The sequence below is a fragment of the Bacillus siamensis genome (assembly GCF_051628075.1).
GTDB lineage: Bacteria > Bacillota > Bacilli > Bacillales > Bacillaceae > Bacillus > Bacillus siamensis.
In genome coordinates, this window is the sequence record NZ_CP155579.1 from 3,039,292 (window position 1) to 3,058,113 (window position 18,822).

Below are 18,822 nucleotides of genomic sequence, written 5' to 3' on the forward strand. Positions count from 1 at the left end.
TTATTCACCTGCCGGAGGTGCCGGTTCGTTAACCGTAATAGCCACCGTTTTCTTAACCGAAGGCTTCGACTTAGATGCGACAGTGATCGTTGTTGTACCGGCCGCTTTAGCCGTTACTAAGCCGGAGCTAGATACGGTTGCTGTTGCGGTGCTGCTAGACGTAAAAGTCACGTTTTGGTCTGCGCTTGAAGGCGTGACCGTTGCGTTAATCTTATACGTATCGCCCACCGTTAAGGTCTTGGAGGTTTCCGTTATGTTGACGCCTGTAGGTTCGGTCGCTAACGTAGTCACCGAAATCTCGACGCTAAGTGGCGACGGGTCGCCGATGTTAGGAATTGCGCGAACCTGATACTTATACGTTGTTAATTGCGTTAAGCCGCTGTCTGCAAACGATGTCCCTACGCGAGATCCGATAGATACTCCGTCTCTATATACCTCGTATTCTTTAATGCCCCCATTGAAGGTTACGGCGTCCCAGCTAAGGGACACCGATGTGTCTTTAGGAGTCGCCGTTAACCCTTGGGGCGCATTAGGGCGCAGTTACAACGGATGCAATACGGAATGCTGATTTAAGCTTGATTTTGTGGTCGAACCAAGCAGTCAGTACGAATAAGTTTTCGCCTGTGTTGATGTCTTTGTCGCTTTCATAAGTGATCGCTGGATCGTAGTTAAAGTGAGAGTAACGGAAGTCACCGACGATTGGTTTAACCGCAGCATCCGAGAATACAACCTGTTTACCGATAATTTGCTCTGGCTGAGCGTTGTAAAGAGTTGCGCTGCCGTTTGCGAGAGTTTCGATCATTTCCAAGTAATCCGCATAGGTCATCATAACTTTTGCGTTCTCGCGGAAATCTTCCGGCAGATCGGCAATGGCCTTTTTAATCGCTTTGTACGTAGATTCTCCGGACACTTCTTTAATGCCGGCTCCGTAGAATGACATCTCCTCTTCGCCTACTTTCGGTGCAGTTGCAAAAGATACTTTCTTCTCTTTAGCAGCTAGACCGGACTGAAGTGCTTGCTCAACCGTTGATACTAGGTTTGTATCAGTCGCAGCTAAAATAGTTTCAGAAACTTTTGCTTTAACTTTGAATTTGCGGCGACCAAAAGTTACAACTGAGCCCTCAACTTCTAGCTCTTTAGCAGTCTGTGTATCTTGAATGAAATCATCATCATCTAAAGAAAAATCCACTTTAGGGATCTCTAGGTTAGTAACGCTTGTATAGGTTGATACATTACGGAGTGGGTTCTTTACAAAAGGCTCATGAATTAGCTCTTCAGATACTGTTTTCGGCAGTAATTTTTCTCCGCCTGTTCCGTTGTTATCGCCAAGAACCGCACGCACTTCTTGCGCCGGGACTTCACGGCGCATTGCAGCACGGATAAGTCCGGCTTTAGCTGAAACTTTACGTACAGATGGGTCAGAACTTTCAAGACCTGCACTCGCGCCCGCATGCTCTTTTTCAAGTGAAGCTTGAATCCTAGCCTTTTGCTCCGCTTCTTTTGCATCGTGCTGACTTTTCAAAATGTCGTAACGTGCTTGTAAATCTTGTTTTTTCTGCTGAAGCGCTTTTAAATCTTCCATTTGCGCACCTGGATCTGCAGCTTTCACTACGATCTCACGATCAACTGATGCCAATTGCGTACCTACGGTATTTAAATTAGCTTTTAGATCAAATAGTTCCATTAATTTATTCCTCCGTCATTTCTTAATTTGAGTAAATGTGTTTCGGCTTCTGCGGCAATTTGTTCGCGGAATCTCCGTTCCTCCTCCGACATGCCCGCAGGCTGATCGGACTTAAAGACGTCCGGAGTATTCCGGTAACTCGCGAATAACTTCGTATCTACTCTCGCAGCCACTTGCTTAGGCGCTTCGATGCTGTCGCAAAGCCCTAATTCAAGGCATTCTTGCGCTGTAAGCCACGTTTCTGCGTCCAAAAGAGCGATTAAACGATCGCGATCAAGCTTTTCGCCTGCTTTTCCGAGATAAGCCTCGATAAGACTTTCGCGAATGCGGTCCATGTCATCGGCCTGCTTGCGGAGTTCGTCCGCGTTTCCCTGCGCTAAGGTCCACGGATTGTGAATCATCATCATCGCGTTTGCGGGCATAAAAATAGCGTCACCGGACATTGCGATGACGCTTGCGATACTGGCCGCCAGCCCGTCGACGTAAACGTTAACGTGGGCTTTGTGCCGCTTTATGATGTTGTAGATCGAATTTCCTTCGAAAACGGACCCGCCAGGCGAGTTAATATAGATATTTAGCGTAGAAACGTCGCCGAGTTCGTCTAAACCCGCCTTAAAAGTCTGCGCTGTTACTTCGTCGCCCCAAAATTGAGCCGAACTGATTTCGCTGTAAATGTAAACCTCGCCAGCTTTAGCGTCATTCTTCGCCGCTTTGATTTCCCAGAACTTCTTTATTGTTCTCACCTCCTTCAGCTGATTCGTTAGTTTTTAACGTTGGAGGATTTGGCGCGTCGTTGCTCGTGATTTTCTGCTGTGCGACTTGATCGATCGGGAATAAGTCTTTGCTCAAATAAAGCGTGTCCCCACCCTTTTCTGGCGGTAGATCCTCCCACGCACGCACCTCATTCGGCTTAAACCAACCGCTCCGGATGCCTTGTTGATAGAAATTGCCGCGAGTCTGCATGTCTCCGCGTAATAATGCGTTCATACTGAACTTAAAATAATAGCCGGCCTTGCGTTCCTTTTCGGTCAGTAATTTTCGGTTAAATTCTTTTTCGTATTGAGTTGCGATAGGCATCAGCGTGCCTTGTACATAATCGATGTAAAGTTGCTCCATGTTCGAAACGCTGCCTTGCGTTTCGCCGAGCATATATAATGGAATGTTAAAAGCTTGCGCAACCCTGGAACGGGTCACTTTTTCGACCTCAAACGCTTTTGTATCGATGAACTCCTTCTTTAAATCCTTAATTTCAACGCCAGGTTCTTGTATTAGAATGCCGCCATTGTTCGAATAGAAGTTCCGGAAGTTCTCTAACATCGCTGTTTTCCGTTCATCATCGAGTTGGTTGGCGACTTTGAGAATAAACGATATCTTGGCGCCATCCATCTGTTCGAGACTGAACGTCCTTACATCACGATCAAAGTCGAGTGCATTCCGCAGCACCTTTAGTGGTGAGATTCCTTTCAGTCCGTCAACGGATATATGCTTAACATGAATGATATCCATGTTATGAACGAAGTAATTTCCGTTATCACCGAATATCTCGTACCAGAGCTCGCGAGTCGATTCTTCAATGACCGGCTGCACTCTCGAAGGATCTAACACGTCCAATCCGATGACTTCATAGCGCATTCCATACCGTTTTAACGCGTACCCATTCCCGGAAATATCCCGATGAGTCTCCAAAAGTCCGATCATTTCACCGGAAGTCATGTTATGGTTCGGCGCGTACGTTAATAGTTCGGATGCCTGCGACTCGATCGGCTGGTAATTTTTGTACGCTTTGATCGGCAAGCTTGCCATCGTGTTTGATAACCTCGATACAGCCGAGAAGACAGTCTCGTTATCAGCCAGCGTTGTCTCTCCGTAGTTTCCGAAAATACTGGCGCGAGGAATAAACCAGTGCGGAAGGTCCTTTTTGGCGGCCGCCTTTGCTTCGGTCGCACCTCTGAAAAAGTTTCGTACGTTGCTCCAAAAGCCCAATTTTCTCACCTCCTAACCGTTTAATAGATCATTAATCGAGATAAATCCGACGCTTCCGCCTGCAACCGGCTTCGTCATGTCGAGATATATCTGCGAATGGGCGTTAAGGAACGCAGCAAAGCCGTCTATTTTCCGGTAGCGCGTCTGTTTTGTCGGCAGCCAGTTTCCGTTACGATCCTCGACGAGTTTGACGTTGTTTAAGTACCACGTGAAGAGTTTGTTTTCGTTATATACGACTCTCCCATCGAGTAATAATTCTTTGACGTTCTTCAACGGATCGCTCAGCGTAATGTAACCCTGCCGCACGACCTCCGTTTGGAATCCGTAGTTTTGCAGATCTTGGACCAGTCGCATCGCATTCGCCGGGTCAAACGTGATCTTTTCGATCTGATATTTGCGTGACATCTCCACGAACCAGTCATAAACGTACTCGTATTCCACGTATTCGCCCGGAATAATCGTCAAATAACCGTCGGCTTCAAACCCACAGTAGTCGATTTTTTCGTTATCTTTTTGTACTTTTGCCGCCGGAACCCACGAATGAGACAAAACAAAAACGCGATTATCCGGCAAGATGAATTCCAGACACGCGCTCGTAAAGTCTTCCGTTTGTGATAAGTCGAAGCCGCCGATGCATCGCATGCCGCGCAATGATTCCGGATCGATATTTCCATTGTTGCGCTTGATGACTTCGAAGTCGATGAAACTTTCTTCGCCGTTATCAACGAAGATATTGAACCGCTTGACCATCCAGTCGTTGTATTCGCGCGGGACGTGTCGGTCTGCGTTAAAGTCTTGAATCATTGATGGAATATCCATCGTTACGCCGATATTGGGGTTCGCTTTAATCCACATTTCCGGGTTTTCGACCTCGGATATGTCGTCTAATTCCGCCATAAAGTAGAAATTTCGCTCCTGGACGTTGCTTCCGTCAAGAACATCGGAGGCAATTTCGTAATATTCGACTAGAGGTCCGTCGAGCTGATAGCCGGCCGTTGTAATGTAAATGATTAACGGTTGGGTACGCGCAGCCCTTGAGTTCTTGATTACGCTGATGAGCTTCGAATCTTTGAATTCGTGGATCTCATCGAATATGCCGAGGTGCGTGTTCAAGCCGTCCAACTTTTCGCTATCTGACGCCCGCGCTTCGATCTGACTCATGGACGCGTCGTGGTAAATGCCTTTTTGATTCTCGCGAATGTGTTTCCGAAGCTTCGGTGATTTTCTTATCATAGCGCGACTCTCTTCGAAAAGGACGCCCGCTTGCTGCTTCGAGTTGGCTAAAACATAGGCTCTGGCGCCCGGTTCGCCGTCTTTTGTTATCGCGAAATTGGCTAATCCGCTGATTTTCGTCGTTTTTCCGTTCTTACGGCCGACAAATATAAGGCCTTCGCGGAAACGCCGTAGTCCTGTATCGCGATGAACCCAACCGTACAGCGACCCTATTACGAAGTGCTGCCACGGCTGAAGCGTCAGGTTTGAATACCGACCTTGCGACGGCTTACAATACCGCTCAATAAACTGAATCGGCCGGTGTCCTTTTTCTTCGTCAAAGACGTAAGGGAATTCGTCGGTGCCGGCGCGCTCAAGATCGCGAAGGTGGCGTTTGCAAGCGAGGATATTTTTCTTGCTCGCGATTATTTCACCTGACGCTACCTTTTTCGCATACCAAGTCGTCAGCAACTTTTCGGACGGTTTTTCACGTATAAATCCGGCTATTTTTTGCGTTTTTAGCCAGTTTTCGTACCATTTTTCGACCTCTGTAGCGTTAGAATTTACTGAAATCGTCGTCATCGTCATCACCGCCCGCGTTTAATTCTTTGCGCTGTGCCGGCGTAAGATCGAGCGATTTCAGAAGGTTATTTAACGTCGTAACCGTCTTCGTAAGCTCAATCGCTAACGGATTTTTGACGAGGTTTTCCGCGCCTGCCTTGTTCGTATGCCGCATCATTAAAGGGTTTTCCGCCACTTCCTTTTTTAATCGGCGGTAGAACTTATGCGTATCGACGTAAAGATCGATAAGCTCTTCGTCCGATTCCGTATACCTGTCGCCAAGATATTCGCGCAGCCTTTTCGCAGTGGGTACCGCCATATGATCGCTCCTTTCATCCAGGGATTTACCCCCTTTAATGTAAAAATTCCGGTCGCGCTACAAGCGAAGGGGCCTCGCCGGTCCTTACGTTTTTGCCTCCGAAATCCCAACGGTAGGGGGGCTATAGATCCGGGTTAGCCTGCGCCTTCACCACGTTAATCTTGCGCTTCTTCTTCGCCTTTTCAGCCGGTCCAGCGCCTTTTTCCGGATGCCTTCGGTTGTGGCACGGATTGCACAAACTTACGAGATTTTCGAGCGTTAGCGCGAGTTCCGGATGATCGCGCAGTTCCTTGATATGATGAACCGTCTGAGCCTTCGTTATCTTACGTTCTTTGAGACAGTCTTGGCATATGCCGTGGTCACGCGTAAGAGCCAACGATCTGCACTCCGTCCATGCCTTCGACTTATAGAACGCTCGCGCTTCAGGGTCGCGCTTGTGCTTGTCGTAGTAGTTATGCGCCATAAGCTCGTTCGCCTACCGCCAGTTCCTTCGTCTCTACAACGAGAGATCCCGTGCTTTCCTTAGCGTGCTTGATACGGAAGTAAGTAGAACCGCATTGGTCAGCGTCCTTAGTGCGCCACTCGAAGTCTACCGAGATACGACCGGTTATCTCTTCGCCTTTGTAGATGATGCGTGGTACCGATTGTTCATCCGTTAGTTCTATCGTTAGTAAGTTCGGTGAGTGCTCGTGTATTAGTTGATCATAAAAGCTATCGCGGAGTGGATCACTTACTCTTACGAATCCAGTGATAAGATTGCCGCCTCGTCTCAATGCGTCTATTGCGTCTTGAGGTACACCTTCATCGCAGACAAACCTATCACTAGCAGTAACCCACTTCTCGCTTAGATGAGACCTAACCTTAACATCTGGATGCTCTGTTTTGTAGTAGCCTAGCATGTTGCGGTGAACCAAGATTTCGCAGTCATACTTACGCGCAAACTCTATAAGTGCGGTGGTCTTTCCTAAACACCTTTGTCCGGCTCTAACGTAAACCAACTCACGGTCAACTGCCGCCTTCTCGAGTGTCTCTAAGATGCTAAACTTAGCCAGGTTTAATCTATACTTCATGAACTCCACCTCTTTCATTTACTAAAGCGTCAATCACTCTACAGTGACTTAGGCAGCAGCTCTACTATCGGTTAGCTTCCGCATGATAGTGTCGAACTTATTGCGATAGTATGATTGACGGTGTTTAGGTAACTGCTTTACAAACTTATTCACGTGAATAACTCGGGCTTTCCCGACTACTCTATCCTCATCAGTTCCATACATGTGAACGATGATTAATCTCCTGCACTCCGGTACATAGCGTCTAACTGTTCGATTGCCTCTGTTAATTGTGGAGTAGTCGTTTAGTTTAGCGTCTAACCAAACGTTATTGTTTAGCAGGAAATCCGGGCAACAATCGCCCGCTCCGTTTGTAATCTTGGGGCGTTTGAAACTAATATTCAATTCACTAAGGAGTTCATGGAGTACGTCTTCGAAAGCCTTACCACAGTTAACATAGACATACTTATTTGCACGTATATCCTCGTAAGAATATCCAGCAGTAATTACTGCGTCCTTATAGCTGCCGAATAACGTGATACATCTACGTCTAAGGAGATCATCTTGAGCTCTAATCGCGGTGTAATTTAACGGCAACCCTTCTCGGTATCGTCTATTGATTTCGTTAATTACGGATTGTTTATCCGGATACTTTCGTGATCCTCTTTCCTTATTGCGTCCGATTCTTTCCGTCATATGCGTTCTCCTACCTTTCGCGTATTTTTCCTACCGGTTAAGGTGCAATGCGGCTCGCACGTGGTAGGCCGTTTCCTGCCGGTAGCTAATCGACAGTTGAGCCGCAAACACAAAAAAGGCGACCGACTATATGCCGATCGCTTTCGTTCTGTCTGCGGAAATACAAACAAATTTAATGAAATTCAAAAATGGAAGGAGGAAGAAAAAACGACGTATTATATCCATGAGGTTATCGATTCCTTCCTCACTTAATACAGATAAAATCCACATGAAATATAGGTTTTTGTAGTAGATAAGAATTAATTTTCATAACGTAAGACAGCATAAGCTGCAGTTTTACAAGTATGTTGAGAGGTATTAGTTACACTTCTTTATCCAGTAAAAATCACCGGGCAATAGTTCTTTGAAACATAGCGCCCCTACGTCGCTTTGCTCCTACGGGTCGCAGATATTATTTATTAAGTACCTTTTCGCGATTAAATAAATAAGAATTTAATATCCCCGCCGGATGAGCGTAAGCGAATGGAAGGCGGAATGTTTAAACGGTTTTAATTCAGTATAGATATAGAACGTTTTGCGTAAATCTCACGCCAAAAACAACGTTCAGACTTAGAGCCGCAAGGGATACGGCGATTATGTGGACGGTGCAAAAAAAGGGGTGTATCTCGGCTTTTTGGTGCAAAAAAAGGGGTGTATTTTCACCCCTCGTAAGATTTCGAAGTAAATAACGCCTCCAACGTTCTGTCCGGATGGCCTGACTTGCGGTAGAAAATGAACGGGTTCAACACCGTCAGCTTTTCGCGACTGTCCTTCGCTCGGTGCCAAACACCAACGATTCCGGCCTTCCTTAATCTAGCCAGCGTTTCGCGCGCTTTCTTTTCCGACATACCAACGAGCTCCCCGATCTGCTTTTCGTTGAGGAACCGGATCTCTCCCGAAGCACAAAAAGGATCGTTACATATCATGTTCGTTTCTAAATGAACGTTAGGAAGCAGCTTATATACGAAGCCAAGGTCCGCAGCCTTTACGTCGAGGCATTTAACGGTAGAAAAGAACGTCTTAATCATGCTTTGCGTCTCGGCGCCGGCCTTACCCCGTAGGTGATACCGAGGATTTACCGTAAAGCATCCGCCTTCTTCGTATATGATCTCTTTATCCTTCAGCTCGGTAACGACCGCCTTTACTGTTCGCGGGCTCACCTTTAGTATTTTCGCTAATGCTGTGCGTTTGGCCGGCTCTTTCTTTCCGTCTAGGATTACGTTTGTTTCGTACTCGATATACGGCTGCATCATAACAACGTATCCGCAATACGTATTCGATAGTTCACTAGTTACTTCGCGTATATGCTTCATATGTGTAAGCGAAAAGTGGCGCGTATCCTTCCCGCGCTTCTGCATCTTCTTATATGCTTCGTCTTGGCTACGGTGCCTTATCGTATAATCCGTTAAAACCTCGCCCGTAGATTGATCGACAACTAATTTAGCTCCCATTTTATAGCCTCCCGTATTTGATCGTCACAAAATGTGACGAGCGATTTAATTACCGAAAATTTCGGTAAACAAGCCGACGGGCCCGCCTAAGAAGCGAAGCCCCCGCCCTTGAACGCGATATAACCTAGCGGACCCTGTCGCCCACGTTTCCGCCATGCTCGGTACTTCTCGGAGCACATAGATTTCACTTTGCCGCGGTAATCTACGTTGTCGTAGTATTCGCGTGTCTGTAGGTTGAAGCGTAAGTATTCGTCGAGGTAGCACGTCACAGACCGGCCGTTCGTGTAGTCGAGGTATATGCGGCCACATACCGGACACTGTTTCCACCGATTCGCACGTATCCATTTAAAGTCGCGCCAAGTTAGTCCGTAGCCTGGCGCATTGTTTTCGAGAATCTGATCTAACGTGTCGCGATAGTCTTTAAGATCCTCGCGCAGCTCGTCGAAAGCCGCGCGGAAATCTTCGATACTATCAAAACGGTCGCCTAAAATAACGCTGAATTCATACGATATATTTGAGTAAAAACAACGCTTCCACTCCGGGTCTTTGCTTTCAATCGCAGGAACAACGGGTGATTTCGGCATGTCTTTTCCTCCCCTATTTGTATAATTTCGTCCATCCTTCGCGGAAAGTACCGTTCTTTTCATCTTGGGATACGGACCTCTTTCGTCCGGTGACGGTTCCTTGACGAACTTGATTCCATCCCGGCGCTGCGTGGTTGTCTTTACCTTCATCAACGAGGCTTAGACCGCCCAAGCGTCGATCCATCTGCTCGAGCTGCGTTTCGGTATAAAACGGATATCGCTCGACGTAATCCGGAAAGTCTCTCGGAAACACCGGCGGGCCTTCTTCCTGCTGTCGCACCGTTTCAACCGCAAGGGAATCGCGCTGTGCCTTATCACTTAACCAACGAAGTAATGCGTTTTGAACCTCGCGAGTAAACGAATATACCGGCGCTTCTCCGGCGCCTACGGCGTTTAACCACTCGCCGAGTACATCAGGCCCTTTAGCTTTGAACGGCTTATATGGAGGCAGTTTCTTCGATCTATAACCGAGCATGACTGCGGCGACGCCTTCCGGAGCTGTCATACGTATTTCGCGCGCCTCGCTCGTCTTAATTCCGAGCAGCTTTTTCACGTCCCTGTCCGGCAGTTCTAAAAAGTAGTGAAGCGCAATAACTTTTCGCTCTATTCCATCGAGTACGTCCGTATCTAACGCGGTTCTCAAGTCGCTTAGCATTGTGACCGTCGCTTCGTCCGTTTGACCCTCGATTTGGTGGTAAATTGAGAGCAAACGAATGATGCCGTCCTCGTCGTAAAGGTACTCATCCTCTTTTTGCGTTACTTTTGTGTGATAGCTCGATCCCTTCCCCATATCGTTGCCTCCCTTTTAAAAATCTGTTTGCCAACCACGAATTTTTGTGTTATAGTTAAAATGGGAAATAATAAAGAAAATCAATTTTTAAATAAAATAAACCCCCGAAAATCAACCATTAGCTAAGCTTTTCAAAAGCTTATATCTTCTCACAAACTCCAGAAAATCGTCTGTTACTTCAAAATCCAGCGCTAAAACCCTTTCCGCTTTTGTAGAAACTGTTCTAGTTCCGTTTTCGATCATACTTACATAGGTAGGACTTATGCCGAGGTATTTAGCAAACTGCGCCTGTGTCATCCCCTTGAACAGCCGTATAAGTTTAAAATTTTCGTTTGATATATTCATTACACACACTCCCTAACTTTTTTAAACAAACTACACAACTAGATCAAAATAAATTAGCAAGGGACTTCACAATCCCTCACTAATTACACATAAAGTCCACTTGAAATAGGTGTTTTTACTGATCGCTAACAAGATTTTTGATTTCGTTTATCGTGTCATCGATCGTTTTCTCGCCGTCATAATAGAGAGTTATTGCGTTATCACATAACTCATGATCGCGGCGGTCTGACCCTACTGCATAAAACGCTAACACTTCGGTATCTAGTAGAAAACGGAAGGTATCCACAGCTTCACAATCCTTCAAAGCTTTTGTAGCCAATAAGATGCGCTTAATAAAATCGAAGTCGCCGTTGCTTGCCGTCCAGTTAGCGTTTCTTAGCATCGACTGAACAATGCCCATGTTGAGCGCTTCAGCTTTAATCGGAAACTCTAATAAAGAAATTTCATAATCGGTTTTGTTGATGCCGATTCCTTTTAAAACCTCATTGACTATAGGGTCTAATTGATCGCCTGCGTCAACGCCTTCTTCTTTCATAGATAAATGAATCGCTCTGTATGCGCCTAAGAAATCTTGTAGAACTTGCTCACATTCTCCCTGATGAGCAGTACAATAGACTGCTTCCTCAACACTTGGGATGTTCTCCCAATCGCGGTTAACTGCGGCTTCGAGTGCGTCAATCATAACTTCGAAGCTAACATTATCGCATTCTGTTTCGTACAGAAGATCGTAAATAATCTCAGGAGCGCCATGTGTTCCGAACAACGCGTCGTCCAATAAAAATGTGCGGCCGCCTGCAAGATCAATAGACGCATTCCTACCGAACACCTTCTCAAAGTCACGTTCTTTTTTGTAATCGTTTCGACGACCGTCTAAGATCACAGTGATAAGATTTCTTTCGACTTTAGAAAATTTCTTCATACAAACATCCCCTTATTTTGAGTTTTAGAGATAAAAAATCCCTCTAATATACAACGGGTATATACCCACTATTTTTGCCGCATCCTAAAAATAACCAAAAATCTCGAATCCCTTGTTACATATAGGATTGAAGCGCAAAAAATTTTTTTATTCTCACTTTGGATGACGCAAATTCGAAGTGAAACTTTTTACAACCGATAATATGCACTATTTTTGAAAACCGCGCGGTTCACTAGATGATACCCGTGACTTTTTCAAACCGCACAATTCAACGTGGATTTGTTCCATCGTTGTTAACTGCGTACCAACTTTCAGCTTGGCACAACTTTTTATCGGATTTTCTTCCGTCATTTATAACTACGAATACACTTCGGAAATTGGACAGATTCAAGCCGGCGTTTAACCGGCTTTTACTGCGGAACCTTCGTCAATTAACTTTTCCGGAACATCGTGAACTGTTCCCGACTGTCCCTCGATCTTATAGATCCGCTCTTCGTGCTGCCGGCCGATTATCTTTCCGATCATGGCTTCGGCCGACAACCACGTCAGGCCGCCCACCTTAACGCCCCAATAACGCACAGTTTCGCCTACTCTATACATGGCTTTCTCCTCCCGTGAAAAACATCCGCATGAACTGCGCGACACTCATATCCGCTATTTCGCGGCCGTCGAGTTTTTTTAGGGCCGCCGTAGCCTTAGCGAACTCAAATGAGAATGATTCCGGGTGCGCATCGTCGTATAAGTGGTATCCGTCATTCTTACGCGTTAGGCCGCCCGTGTCGTAAAACGCAAACCTGCCGCCGCCCCACGCATCAAAGTCGCACAATGCTACCGTATCTGCTGCGATAAGATAGGCGTCGTGGGTTTCTTTATAGGGAAAATCCGCCGATCCGTGTCGGACCAATCTTACTTTCTCCATTTCGCTTCCTCCTCGATTTTTAGTTCCGTCCGCAAGCTTAGATATAAGGTACAATCGCACGTTCTAAGTCGGTCATTTCTTTTCTAAGCGCTGATCTATCTTCATGTAGTCGCTTATTATCTGCGCAAAGGGCTGCTAAACGGCTGTTTAACGCCGCAGCCTCTTCGGTACCTGCGTCAATTAATTCGAAGCGCACTTTAGCGATTTCGTAACTATTTTCGTGAAAAGCGAGTTCAGCTTCGCACCATTTGTGGTGGATCTCGTCTCTTCTCGCGATCAGAGTCTTTTTAGTCGATTCCTTAAGCGATTGGCGTACCTCTTCCGAGAGGTTGTGCGGTGACTGTAGCGCGTAATCAATAGGGAAAACGTCCAAGACGGTGCCGTTCTCAGCGATTACAAGGCGCACTCTTTCTTTGTAATTGTCGTAAACGGCTTGGCTGCCGCTTGTAGAGTCGAGCGCCCAAACGAACGCGGCGCCTTGTGCGTATTTAATTAAGGCGTTCGGCGCTAGTGCATTTGTAAGACCGAGACGAGCTACCGCGTTTTTTATTGCTGAACGAGAAACGTTATATTTATTCATTATCGAACCCTCCGAAGTTGTTGTTTTGAGCGTCGGAATCTGTTTTCCAAACCGCCCATACCATGCAGCCTAAGATAAACACTACGATTACTGCGGATATCGGAAATATCCATGCGAAATCGACTGGCATATCGTTGACCTCCATTCAATTTTCCGAAGGTGTTCGCATACTGTTCGCCTTGTAAAATCCGGTGACAACGGATAAAATACAAAATAAGTAACTAAACCTTCGGGTTTTTTGGTTGCTTAAAAATGCTGTTATGTGAGAGTAACAGCGATGACAAATACGATTACTCCGCCAAGAGTGTAAATGTCGTGTTTGTTGTATCTTCTAACTGAGATTTACGGGTCGCCCGCGCCAACGGGTCGGCCTTTTTGTTGTGCGTTCGCCAAAACGTTTTTAACAATGAGTACACCCGCCAATTTTTATCAGCGGGCGATGTTTTTTCTATGCCCCTGGGCTTATCTCGGCCACTTTAAATTCCGACTTTGCCTCTTGCGTTGACGCCTGATTATTTTGGTTAAGATACCCGATCGATACTAATACGGCTCCAATGGCTAAAACAGCTAACAACTTCTTCTTCAAAATTAAACTCCACCTTTTCATTTAGATTTATCGACTTAAGTGCCTCTACTTGCGCTGAGTCGACTCCAAAATACGCAAGGTCATCGGCTATTAAATTAGCGAACAGGAAATTCTTTCGACTAAAAAAGTACTTATAACCCTCATAGAGTTTTGACAGTGAGTTCTCTAACCGATATTCAAAGTATTTTATGAAATCCGAATCACTTTTGAATTGCATTCTCTCTGCAAAACCTGCCACACCTTTAATGGACGCACCTTCTTTTACTTCATAGTACAGGCGTGCTAGTTCTAAGTGCATTCTGGATTCTTCAATCAAATCAGAACGCTCTATCTCCTTCATCAGTTCGTAACTACGTTCTAAACTTTTTAAACAAACCTCCTTATCTCTACCCAAGTACGTCATCCCAATACAATAATAACCATCCGACATAGTTTTACTGCTGATATTACTGTAAAGTAGAATTTTCGCAAATTTGCGTGAAACTTCAAAATTATTAAAATGCAAGTGGACCGGCATTAATACTTCCGCCAACCGGTATATATAGCATTGTCTGAAAAAAGCGCTTCTATCTTGGCCTATGTTTTGTATTTCTTTTTCGATTACATTTGCCATCTGAAGAATGCCTAGAAAGTCCTTTTGGTAGTAGAGTAAATAGCATTTGTAGATATCCACTATAATCGCGAGGCTTTTATCCTTCGAGATTCGAACCTGCTTAAGCAAATCGTACAAGTCTAAGAAAGCAATCTCCTTCTTCATAAATCTATAAATCAAGCTGTAAATCCCATAGTACGCACTCAATGAATCGTCGCCTTCTGCATTGTCTAACAAGTCACCCAAAAGTGCGATATCTCTTTTTATTGCTGCGTATTCAAAGGCGTGTTTTATACCTTCAGTAGTAGTAAGTAAGTGACACCATTTAGTCATTTTTTCATGATAATCCGCGCCATTACAGACTTGCGCGATTTTGAGCATAGTTATAAAACCTATAGTTCCACGACTTTTTATTTCATAAATACAACGCGCAGAAACTCCAGCCATGTTGGCAACCTCTTTGTAACTTAAATCGCTGTCCTCAATCAAGTTCAAAATTTCATCAGATAAACTTTTCAACCTTTTCCCCTTCTTCCTCCAAATTATTGTGCATCCAGGAACGAATAGAAAAACAGACGGCAATAGTTTATAATTTCCTTCGTAAAGCCCGATAAAAGCTTTGCGGAGGTGTTTAATCGGTGAAGTACAGACCAGGACGGTGTCTACTTCGCGACTTGTTAATCGAATGTGGCTTTACACAAACGATGCTTGCGGACAAAAGCGGTTACGATAAGAGTCATATCTCTAAGTACGTACAGGGTAAACAAGAAATGACTCTCGGAACTGCTCGAACATTTGCGCAGATCTTAAATTGCACGATAGACGATCTGTACGAATGGATTCCGCAAGAATAGATGGTCGCTGGCGGGGTTAAGCATCACCCGTCAACCGGAAAGTGGCTTACATAAGCCACCACGAAACAGAAGCGTACAAACGTTCTTGTCTTGTTCTATATATTACCTGACTATTACGAATATTTCAGTCGATTTATGTCGAAAGTCACAAAAATTTTAGAGGTAATTGTTTACAAATATGTCGAAACGCTACGATGCTGCCTTCTTCCGAGCTTTTCTTTCGGCAACCGCGAGCATGAATTCAAGAACCGACATACTTGCGAGCTTTTCGATTGGAACATCGGAGAGCCAACCGTCGTCGTATATATCGTGTAAGACGTTGTCATTGTCTCCGATCTCCCACGCGCCAGGATTGCCGGCCATTTCGTAAAGCAAAACACCGCAACCCTCTTCGTAGCCAATCGCCATGTTACCGCCTACGTGAACGAGTTGTTTGTCCTTCCGCAAGTCTTTTCCTTCCCCTGCGAAATTATATATAACGTACTCAGCCGGAATAAGGCTGTTTTTATTGATAACGTTTGTCATAACGGACCATCCTTTCGTTTAGTGACGTTCGACGACTTCGCTACCGTCGAACGCCGTTTTGTTTTTCATCGGGACAGTAATTTCCACACGATCAAACCGCAATATACGACCGCTGTGCCAATTCCGATGAAGTCTAAAACAGAAAGTACTGTAAAATTCATGCTTGCGATCCAGAAGCAAAGGGCAACAATTAGAAACAATTCGATTGTATTAATCCTTTTCATATGTGGTATAATTGATTGAACTGGGGGCTTTCGCCCCCGTTGGATTATGTGCGGCGACGGTGTTTCTTGGTCGGAAGCCGTCGCTTTTTGCTTTTCGATTCTTTTTGCATCTTGCGAAGTTCTAAGAAGAGTTTCGCAATGGTTAGCCAAGATGCAGTTATGACCGAAAGCTTCGTGATCAGTTCAATCAATTATTGTTCCCTCCTTTCGTTTTTGAAGGACTATCGTGCCGTCCTTCTAATACCAGAATACACTTTTGTGTAGTTTTAGTCAACACTTTTATGTATTTTTTCTACACTTTTTTGTATTTTCATTTGCATATATGTTATAATAAGCGCATAAGCACCTGATATACGTACGGAGGTAACACTTATGACTAAGAAAAAGCTGAATTTGAAACCTGATTATAGACCGCTTGATATGACCTTATTAAAGAGAAACAAAACCCGAAAACAGCTTAAGGATGACCTGAAGCTCTCTCCAACACTGATGGCGAAATTCTCAGCGAGCGATTTTGTTTCACTCACGACAATAGCCTACATATGCGATTATTTAGATTGTTCAATAGAGGAAGTTGTAAAATTCGTACCAAACGAAGACGCTGACGAATAGGTTGGCGTCTTTTTTATGCGCACAGCAACCCGCCGAGTTTAAAAATTTGTGACCCTATGCCGTATTACTGGCGTAACATGCCGCCACCCCATGAGTTCGGGGCGGCCATCCTCGGCAGGCATGGCTGGTTATTGCGAGCCCTACACTTCGATCTATTCAAAATGTCGATATATCTTTTCGTCTAAGACGTCTTACTAAATTATAATTCTCAAGGTAATTTTCTAAAGTTTTTATCCGTATCGTTGTTAACTTTTCTCTTACGACCAGCCTTACTACTGATTTGCACAAGAGGCGAAAATTTATCGTGCTGTTCTTTCAACGATTTTCCGGATAAATGCGTATACCTCTTGATCATTCGAAGATCATTATGTCCAAGTATCATCTGTAAATGCCGAATGTCTCCTCCGGCTTCTAAAAACATAGTTGCCCCGGTATGACGCAACAAATGAGGATGCACGCGCTTTTTGATGCCGGCCCGATCAGCATAGTTGTTCAAACGCTGCCTAAAGTTATTAGTTGTCATCTTCTCACCGTAGTTTGCTAGAAAAACATACTCACTATCGAATTCTTCGTTCTCTTTAATCAGTTCTTTTATAAGCCTCACTGTCCTACCTTGTAAAGGTATTAGTCTTCCTTTTCGGGTTTTCGTATTTGTCCCTTCTAATATTAAAAAGTTTGAAGAAAAGTCTATATTTTCAATTTTCAACGAAAGTATCTCGCCTACCCTACACAAAGAATCGATTAAACAAGTCATAATTACGAAGTCTCGGAATTCTGGATAGGACCTTAGGTATGGTGCAGCTAGTAATTGTCTAAGTTCTGATTTGGTCAATATCTCAATAACATCTTGCGGTTCCGTAAGGAGTTTCAACTTCAAAAAAGGATTTTCCATAGCCAAATCCTCATCGATCAAAAAACGAAAGAACGTCCGTATGGTTTTGATATAGTCGTTAACTGACCGCGGAGATAACCCCTGCGTCTTATGCTCGTCCAATTTGAAATTATGCCCGTCGAACTTTATTTTATCGTTAATCAGCCACGCGACAAACCCGCGCGCAAAGTCAACGTCAATATGACGTATGTCTGCGGACACTCCGATCTCTTCCGCGTACTTCGTTAGATACCGACAAGCACGCATGTACTTATCGATCGTTTCCTGAACGACATTCTCAGCGCGCTTGGCACGCACTAAGCGTTCAAATAATTCCTCTATCGAATGAATATTTGTACGCTCCATTTTCATTTTTCTTTTCACGCACTTACCTTTTCGATTTTCTGAATGCATAAAAATCGCCTCCCATTTGAGATTACCGAAAGTAGACATTAAATATAAGAGTAATAACGAAAAATAACCCTATTTAACTAAATGAAAACAATCGTTTTCCTGTAAAAGACGAACAATAATAGGTAATTAATCCTTGAATTCTAACGAAAAACGAACGAAGAGCCTCGATAACAAAACGAAGAAGCAACGAAAACAGACGCTATGACGTTAACGAATCAAATCGCGCATCAAACAAACGGTCAAGCATCCGGTCAAGCACGCCATTATAATAGCCGGCCAAGTTGCGGATAGGCTTCCGTTTAGTCGCTATAAATGTCTGACGAACGGCTTCCAGTCCGATACCTTGAAGAATATCGGTAGCATACACGCCTTTTAAATACGACGTATGCGCAAGGTATATACCGTACAGCTTGCTCGTTAATTTCCGATCGCTGACAAACGTATTGACCGCAGACTTAAACGCAGCATACGTATTACGTAGTAACTTTAATTTGCTTTGAGAAATAACAGCTTCGTTCTCCCGTTTCGGCGCTTCCGGCTTTGTCTCCGTTGGCTTTTCGGCTTCTTGGCGGGGTAACACAGACGGAGTAACATCGGCCGCCGGCAGGATAACGTACATATTGGCGCCGTTGCCGCCGGAGACTGGCCGGTATTTAATTTCTTTGCGGATAATGCCGAGATCGACTAAACGTTTAATGGAGCGAATAACAGTAACGCGGTGCTTGCCGATTAGTTCCGCGATAGAGGCGAGCTTCAGGTACGCCACGCCCGGCGTTTTGACGGCATGACGAGACAACACCTTTAGAACCTCAATTGCGGCAGGCGTTAGATCTGATTTATTGCGGTATATGTGCGTGCGGATGGCGCCGTTAAGCTCGTCCACTGAACGGAACGACGCTATTTTAGAGGCTTCTTTCGTGTACATTCGGCTCTCTCCTCGATAAGAGACGCCGGTCCGTCGGAAAATGGGCGCACTTAAATAAGCGTTGACAAGTACGCTTATTTTCGATAAG

Annotated in this window: 24 protein-coding genes; 2 read left to right on the plus strand and 22 right to left on the minus strand. The window is 44.9% G+C overall.

Features of this window, described 5'->3' with window-relative positions:
* The 18 genes from ABDB98_RS14960 to ABDB98_RS15045 all read right to left on the minus strand — a co-directional run bounded on the left by ABDB98_RS14960 (window position 1) and on the right by ABDB98_RS15045 (window position 14,828).
* A complete protein-coding gene (locus ABDB98_RS14960) occupies window positions 1–540 on the minus strand; it encodes an Ig-like domain-containing protein (protein WP_438422150.1) in 540 nt (179 codons plus the stop codon).
* Window positions 530–1,684: a phage major capsid protein gene (locus tag ABDB98_RS14965; RefSeq protein ID WP_438420537.1), complete on the minus strand. Its 1,155-nt coding sequence runs from the start codon at window positions 1,682–1,684 to the stop codon at window positions 530–532. Before ABDB98_RS14965 ends, ABDB98_RS14960 begins: the two co-directional genes overlap by 11 nt.
* Window positions 1,684–2,427, minus strand: coding sequence for a head maturation protease, ClpP-related (locus tag ABDB98_RS14970; RefSeq protein WP_438420538.1), 744 nt, complete (start codon window positions 2,425–2,427; stop codon window positions 1,684–1,686). The genes ABDB98_RS14965 and ABDB98_RS14970 overlap by 1 nt, the downstream gene beginning before the upstream one ends.
* Window positions 2,381–3,667 (minus strand): phage portal protein, encoded by a 1,287-nt coding sequence (locus ABDB98_RS14975; RefSeq protein ID WP_438420539.1) that lies wholly within the window; start codon window positions 3,665–3,667, stop codon window positions 2,381–2,383. The genes ABDB98_RS14970 and ABDB98_RS14975 overlap by 47 nt, the downstream gene beginning before the upstream one ends.
* Before the next feature lie 12 nt (window positions 3,668–3,679).
* Window positions 3,680–5,461 (minus strand): terminase large subunit, encoded by a 1,782-nt coding sequence (locus tag ABDB98_RS14980; RefSeq protein ID WP_438420540.1) that lies wholly within the window; start codon window positions 5,459–5,461, stop codon window positions 3,680–3,682.
* Window positions 5,436–5,759 carry a P27 family phage terminase small subunit gene (locus ABDB98_RS14985; protein ID WP_088030590.1) on the minus strand — a complete coding sequence of 108 codons (324 nt, stop codon included), beginning with the start codon at window positions 5,757–5,759 and terminating at the stop codon, window positions 5,436–5,438. The genes ABDB98_RS14980 and ABDB98_RS14985 overlap by 26 nt, the downstream gene beginning before the upstream one ends.
* Before the next feature lie 121 nt (window positions 5,760–5,880).
* Window positions 5,881–6,222 (minus strand): HNH endonuclease, encoded by a 342-nt coding sequence (locus ABDB98_RS14990; protein ID WP_438420541.1) that lies wholly within the window; start codon window positions 6,220–6,222, stop codon window positions 5,881–5,883.
* Window positions 6,212–6,829 (minus strand): oxidoreductase, encoded by a 618-nt coding sequence (locus tag ABDB98_RS14995; RefSeq protein ID WP_438420542.1) that lies wholly within the window; start codon window positions 6,827–6,829, stop codon window positions 6,212–6,214. Before ABDB98_RS14995 ends, ABDB98_RS14990 begins: the two co-directional genes overlap by 11 nt.
* Before the next feature lie 1,373 nt (window positions 6,830–8,202).
* Window positions 8,203–8,994, minus strand: coding sequence for a hypothetical protein (locus ABDB98_RS15000; RefSeq protein ID WP_438420543.1), 792 nt, complete (start codon window positions 8,992–8,994; stop codon window positions 8,203–8,205).
* 86 nt (window positions 8,995–9,080) lie between these two features.
* Window positions 9,081–9,578, minus strand: a complete 498-nt coding sequence (locus tag ABDB98_RS15005; protein ID WP_438420544.1) for a hypothetical protein — start codon at window positions 9,576–9,578, stop codon at window positions 9,081–9,083.
* 13 nt (window positions 9,579–9,591) lie between these two features.
* On the minus strand, window positions 9,592–10,368 hold the full coding sequence (locus ABDB98_RS15010) for a hypothetical protein (RefSeq protein WP_303752588.1): 777 nt from the start codon (window positions 10,366–10,368) through the stop codon (window positions 9,592–9,594).
* A 111-nt stretch (window positions 10,369–10,479) separates the two neighbouring features.
* The gene (locus tag ABDB98_RS15015) at window positions 10,480–10,713 is read right to left on the minus strand and encodes a helix-turn-helix domain-containing protein (protein ID WP_303752587.1); all 234 of its coding nucleotides are present in this window, start codon (window positions 10,711–10,713) and stop codon (window positions 10,480–10,482) included.
* A 115-nt stretch (window positions 10,714–10,828) separates the two neighbouring features.
* Complete coding sequence (locus tag ABDB98_RS15020) at window positions 10,829–11,632, minus strand: hypothetical protein (protein WP_438420545.1); 804 nt, start codon at window positions 11,630–11,632, stop codon at window positions 10,829–10,831.
* Window positions 11,633–12,031: 399 nt separating this feature from the next.
* Window positions 12,032–12,232 (minus strand): hypothetical protein, encoded by a 201-nt coding sequence (locus ABDB98_RS15025; protein WP_438420546.1) that lies wholly within the window; start codon window positions 12,230–12,232, stop codon window positions 12,032–12,034.
* A complete protein-coding gene (locus ABDB98_RS15030) occupies window positions 12,225–12,551 on the minus strand; it encodes a hypothetical protein (RefSeq protein ID WP_438420547.1) in 327 nt (108 codons plus the stop codon). The genes ABDB98_RS15025 and ABDB98_RS15030 overlap by 8 nt, the downstream gene beginning before the upstream one ends.
* A gap of 37 nt (window positions 12,552–12,588) precedes the next feature.
* Window positions 12,589–13,131: a hypothetical protein gene (locus tag ABDB98_RS15035; RefSeq protein WP_165417740.1), complete on the minus strand. Its 543-nt coding sequence runs from the start codon at window positions 13,129–13,131 to the stop codon at window positions 12,589–12,591.
* Entirely contained in the window at window positions 13,124–13,261 is a 138-nt protein-coding gene (locus ABDB98_RS15040) for a hypothetical protein (RefSeq protein WP_165417739.1), read from the minus strand. Before ABDB98_RS15040 ends, ABDB98_RS15035 begins: the two co-directional genes overlap by 8 nt.
* Before the next feature lie 391 nt (window positions 13,262–13,652).
* A complete protein-coding gene (locus ABDB98_RS15045; RefSeq protein ID WP_438420548.1) occupies window positions 13,653–14,828 on the minus strand; it encodes an AimR family lysis-lysogeny pheromone receptor in 1,176 nt (391 codons plus the stop codon).
* A gap of 119 nt (window positions 14,829–14,947) precedes the next feature.
* Here ABDB98_RS15045 and ABDB98_RS15050 point away from each other — a divergent pair, with 119 nt between their 5' ends.
* A complete protein-coding gene (locus ABDB98_RS15050) occupies window positions 14,948–15,163 on the plus strand; it encodes a helix-turn-helix domain-containing protein (protein WP_101605383.1) in 216 nt (71 codons plus the stop codon).
* Window positions 15,164–15,352: 189 nt separating this feature from the next.
* On the opposite strand, the gene ABDB98_RS15055 is transcribed toward ABDB98_RS15050, so the two are convergent.
* Window positions 15,353–15,688 (minus strand): hypothetical protein, encoded by a 336-nt coding sequence (locus tag ABDB98_RS15055; RefSeq protein ID WP_165417737.1) that lies wholly within the window; start codon window positions 15,686–15,688, stop codon window positions 15,353–15,355.
* Window positions 15,689–15,956: 268 nt separating this feature from the next.
* Window positions 15,957–16,103: a hypothetical protein gene (locus ABDB98_RS15060; protein ID WP_165410212.1), complete on the minus strand. Its 147-nt coding sequence runs from the start codon at window positions 16,101–16,103 to the stop codon at window positions 15,957–15,959.
* Between the two features lie 181 nt (window positions 16,104–16,284).
* Here ABDB98_RS15060 and ABDB98_RS15065 point away from each other — a divergent pair, with 181 nt between their 5' ends.
* A complete protein-coding gene (locus ABDB98_RS15065; RefSeq protein WP_165417736.1) occupies window positions 16,285–16,524 on the plus strand; it encodes a helix-turn-helix domain-containing protein in 240 nt (79 codons plus the stop codon).
* A gap of 208 nt (window positions 16,525–16,732) precedes the next feature.
* Here ABDB98_RS15065 and ABDB98_RS15070 read toward each other — a convergent pair whose 3' ends face one another.
* Window positions 16,733–17,809, minus strand: coding sequence for a tyrosine-type recombinase/integrase (locus tag ABDB98_RS15070; protein WP_438420549.1), 1,077 nt, complete (start codon window positions 17,807–17,809; stop codon window positions 16,733–16,735).
* 199 nt (window positions 17,810–18,008) lie between these two features.
* On the minus strand, window positions 18,009–18,734 hold the full coding sequence (locus ABDB98_RS15075; protein ID WP_438420550.1) for a helix-turn-helix domain-containing protein: 726 nt from the start codon (window positions 18,732–18,734) through the stop codon (window positions 18,009–18,011).
* Between the last annotated feature and the right edge of the window lie 88 nt (window positions 18,735–18,822).

Coding starts and splice junctions, on each gene's coding strand:
- ABDB98_RS15075 (WP_438420550.1), bottom strand. CDS start 18,734: ATGTACACGAAAGAAGCCTCTAAAATAGCGTCGTTCCGTTCAGTGGAC.
- ABDB98_RS15030 (WP_438420547.1), bottom strand. CDS start 12,551: ATGGAGAAAGTAAGATTGGTCCGACACGGATCGGCGGATTTTCCCTAT.
- ABDB98_RS15070 (WP_438420549.1), bottom strand. CDS start 17,809: ATGCATTCAGAAAATCGAAAAGGTAAGTGCGTGAAAAGAAAAATGAAA.
- ABDB98_RS15035 (WP_165417740.1), bottom strand. CDS start 13,131: ATGAATAAATATAACGTTTCTCGTTCAGCAATAAAAAACGCGGTAGCT.
- ABDB98_RS14965 (WP_438420537.1), bottom strand. CDS start 1,684: ATGGAACTATTTGATCTAAAAGCTAATTTAAATACCGTAGGTACGCAA.
- ABDB98_RS14990 (WP_438420541.1), bottom strand. CDS start 6,222: ATGGCGCATAACTACTACGACAAGCACAAGCGCGACCCTGAAGCGCGA.
- ABDB98_RS15025 (WP_438420546.1), bottom strand. CDS start 12,232: ATGTATAGAGTAGGCGAAACTGTGCGTTATTGGGGCGTTAAGGTGGGC.
- ABDB98_RS15010 (WP_303752588.1), bottom strand. CDS start 10,368: ATGGGGAAGGGATCGAGCTATCACACAAAAGTAACGCAAAAAGAGGAT.
- ABDB98_RS15000 (WP_438420543.1), bottom strand. CDS start 8,994: ATGGGAGCTAAATTAGTTGTCGATCAATCTACGGGCGAGGTTTTAACG.
- ABDB98_RS14995 (WP_438420542.1), bottom strand. CDS start 6,829: ATGAAGTATAGATTAAACCTGGCTAAGTTTAGCATCTTAGAGACACTC.
- ABDB98_RS15055 (WP_165417737.1), bottom strand. CDS start 15,688: ATGACAAACGTTATCAATAAAAACAGCCTTATTCCGGCTGAGTACGTT.
- ABDB98_RS15040 (WP_165417739.1), bottom strand. CDS start 13,261: ATGCCAGTCGATTTCGCATGGATATTTCCGATATCCGCAGTAATCGTA.
- ABDB98_RS15065 (WP_165417736.1), top strand. CDS start 16,285: ATGACTAAGAAAAAGCTGAATTTGAAACCTGATTATAGACCGCTTGAT.
- ABDB98_RS15020 (WP_438420545.1), bottom strand. CDS start 11,632: ATGAAGAAATTTTCTAAAGTCGAAAGAAATCTTATCACTGTGATCTTA.
- ABDB98_RS15015 (WP_303752587.1), bottom strand. CDS start 10,713: ATGAATATATCAAACGAAAATTTTAAACTTATACGGCTGTTCAAGGGG.
- ABDB98_RS14985 (WP_088030590.1), bottom strand. CDS start 5,759: ATGGCGGTACCCACTGCGAAAAGGCTGCGCGAATATCTTGGCGACAGG.
- ABDB98_RS14980 (WP_438420540.1), bottom strand. CDS start 5,461: ATGACGACGATTTCAGTAAATTCTAACGCTACAGAGGTCGAAAAATGG.
- ABDB98_RS15005 (WP_438420544.1), bottom strand. CDS start 9,578: ATGCCGAAATCACCCGTTGTTCCTGCGATTGAAAGCAAAGACCCGGAG.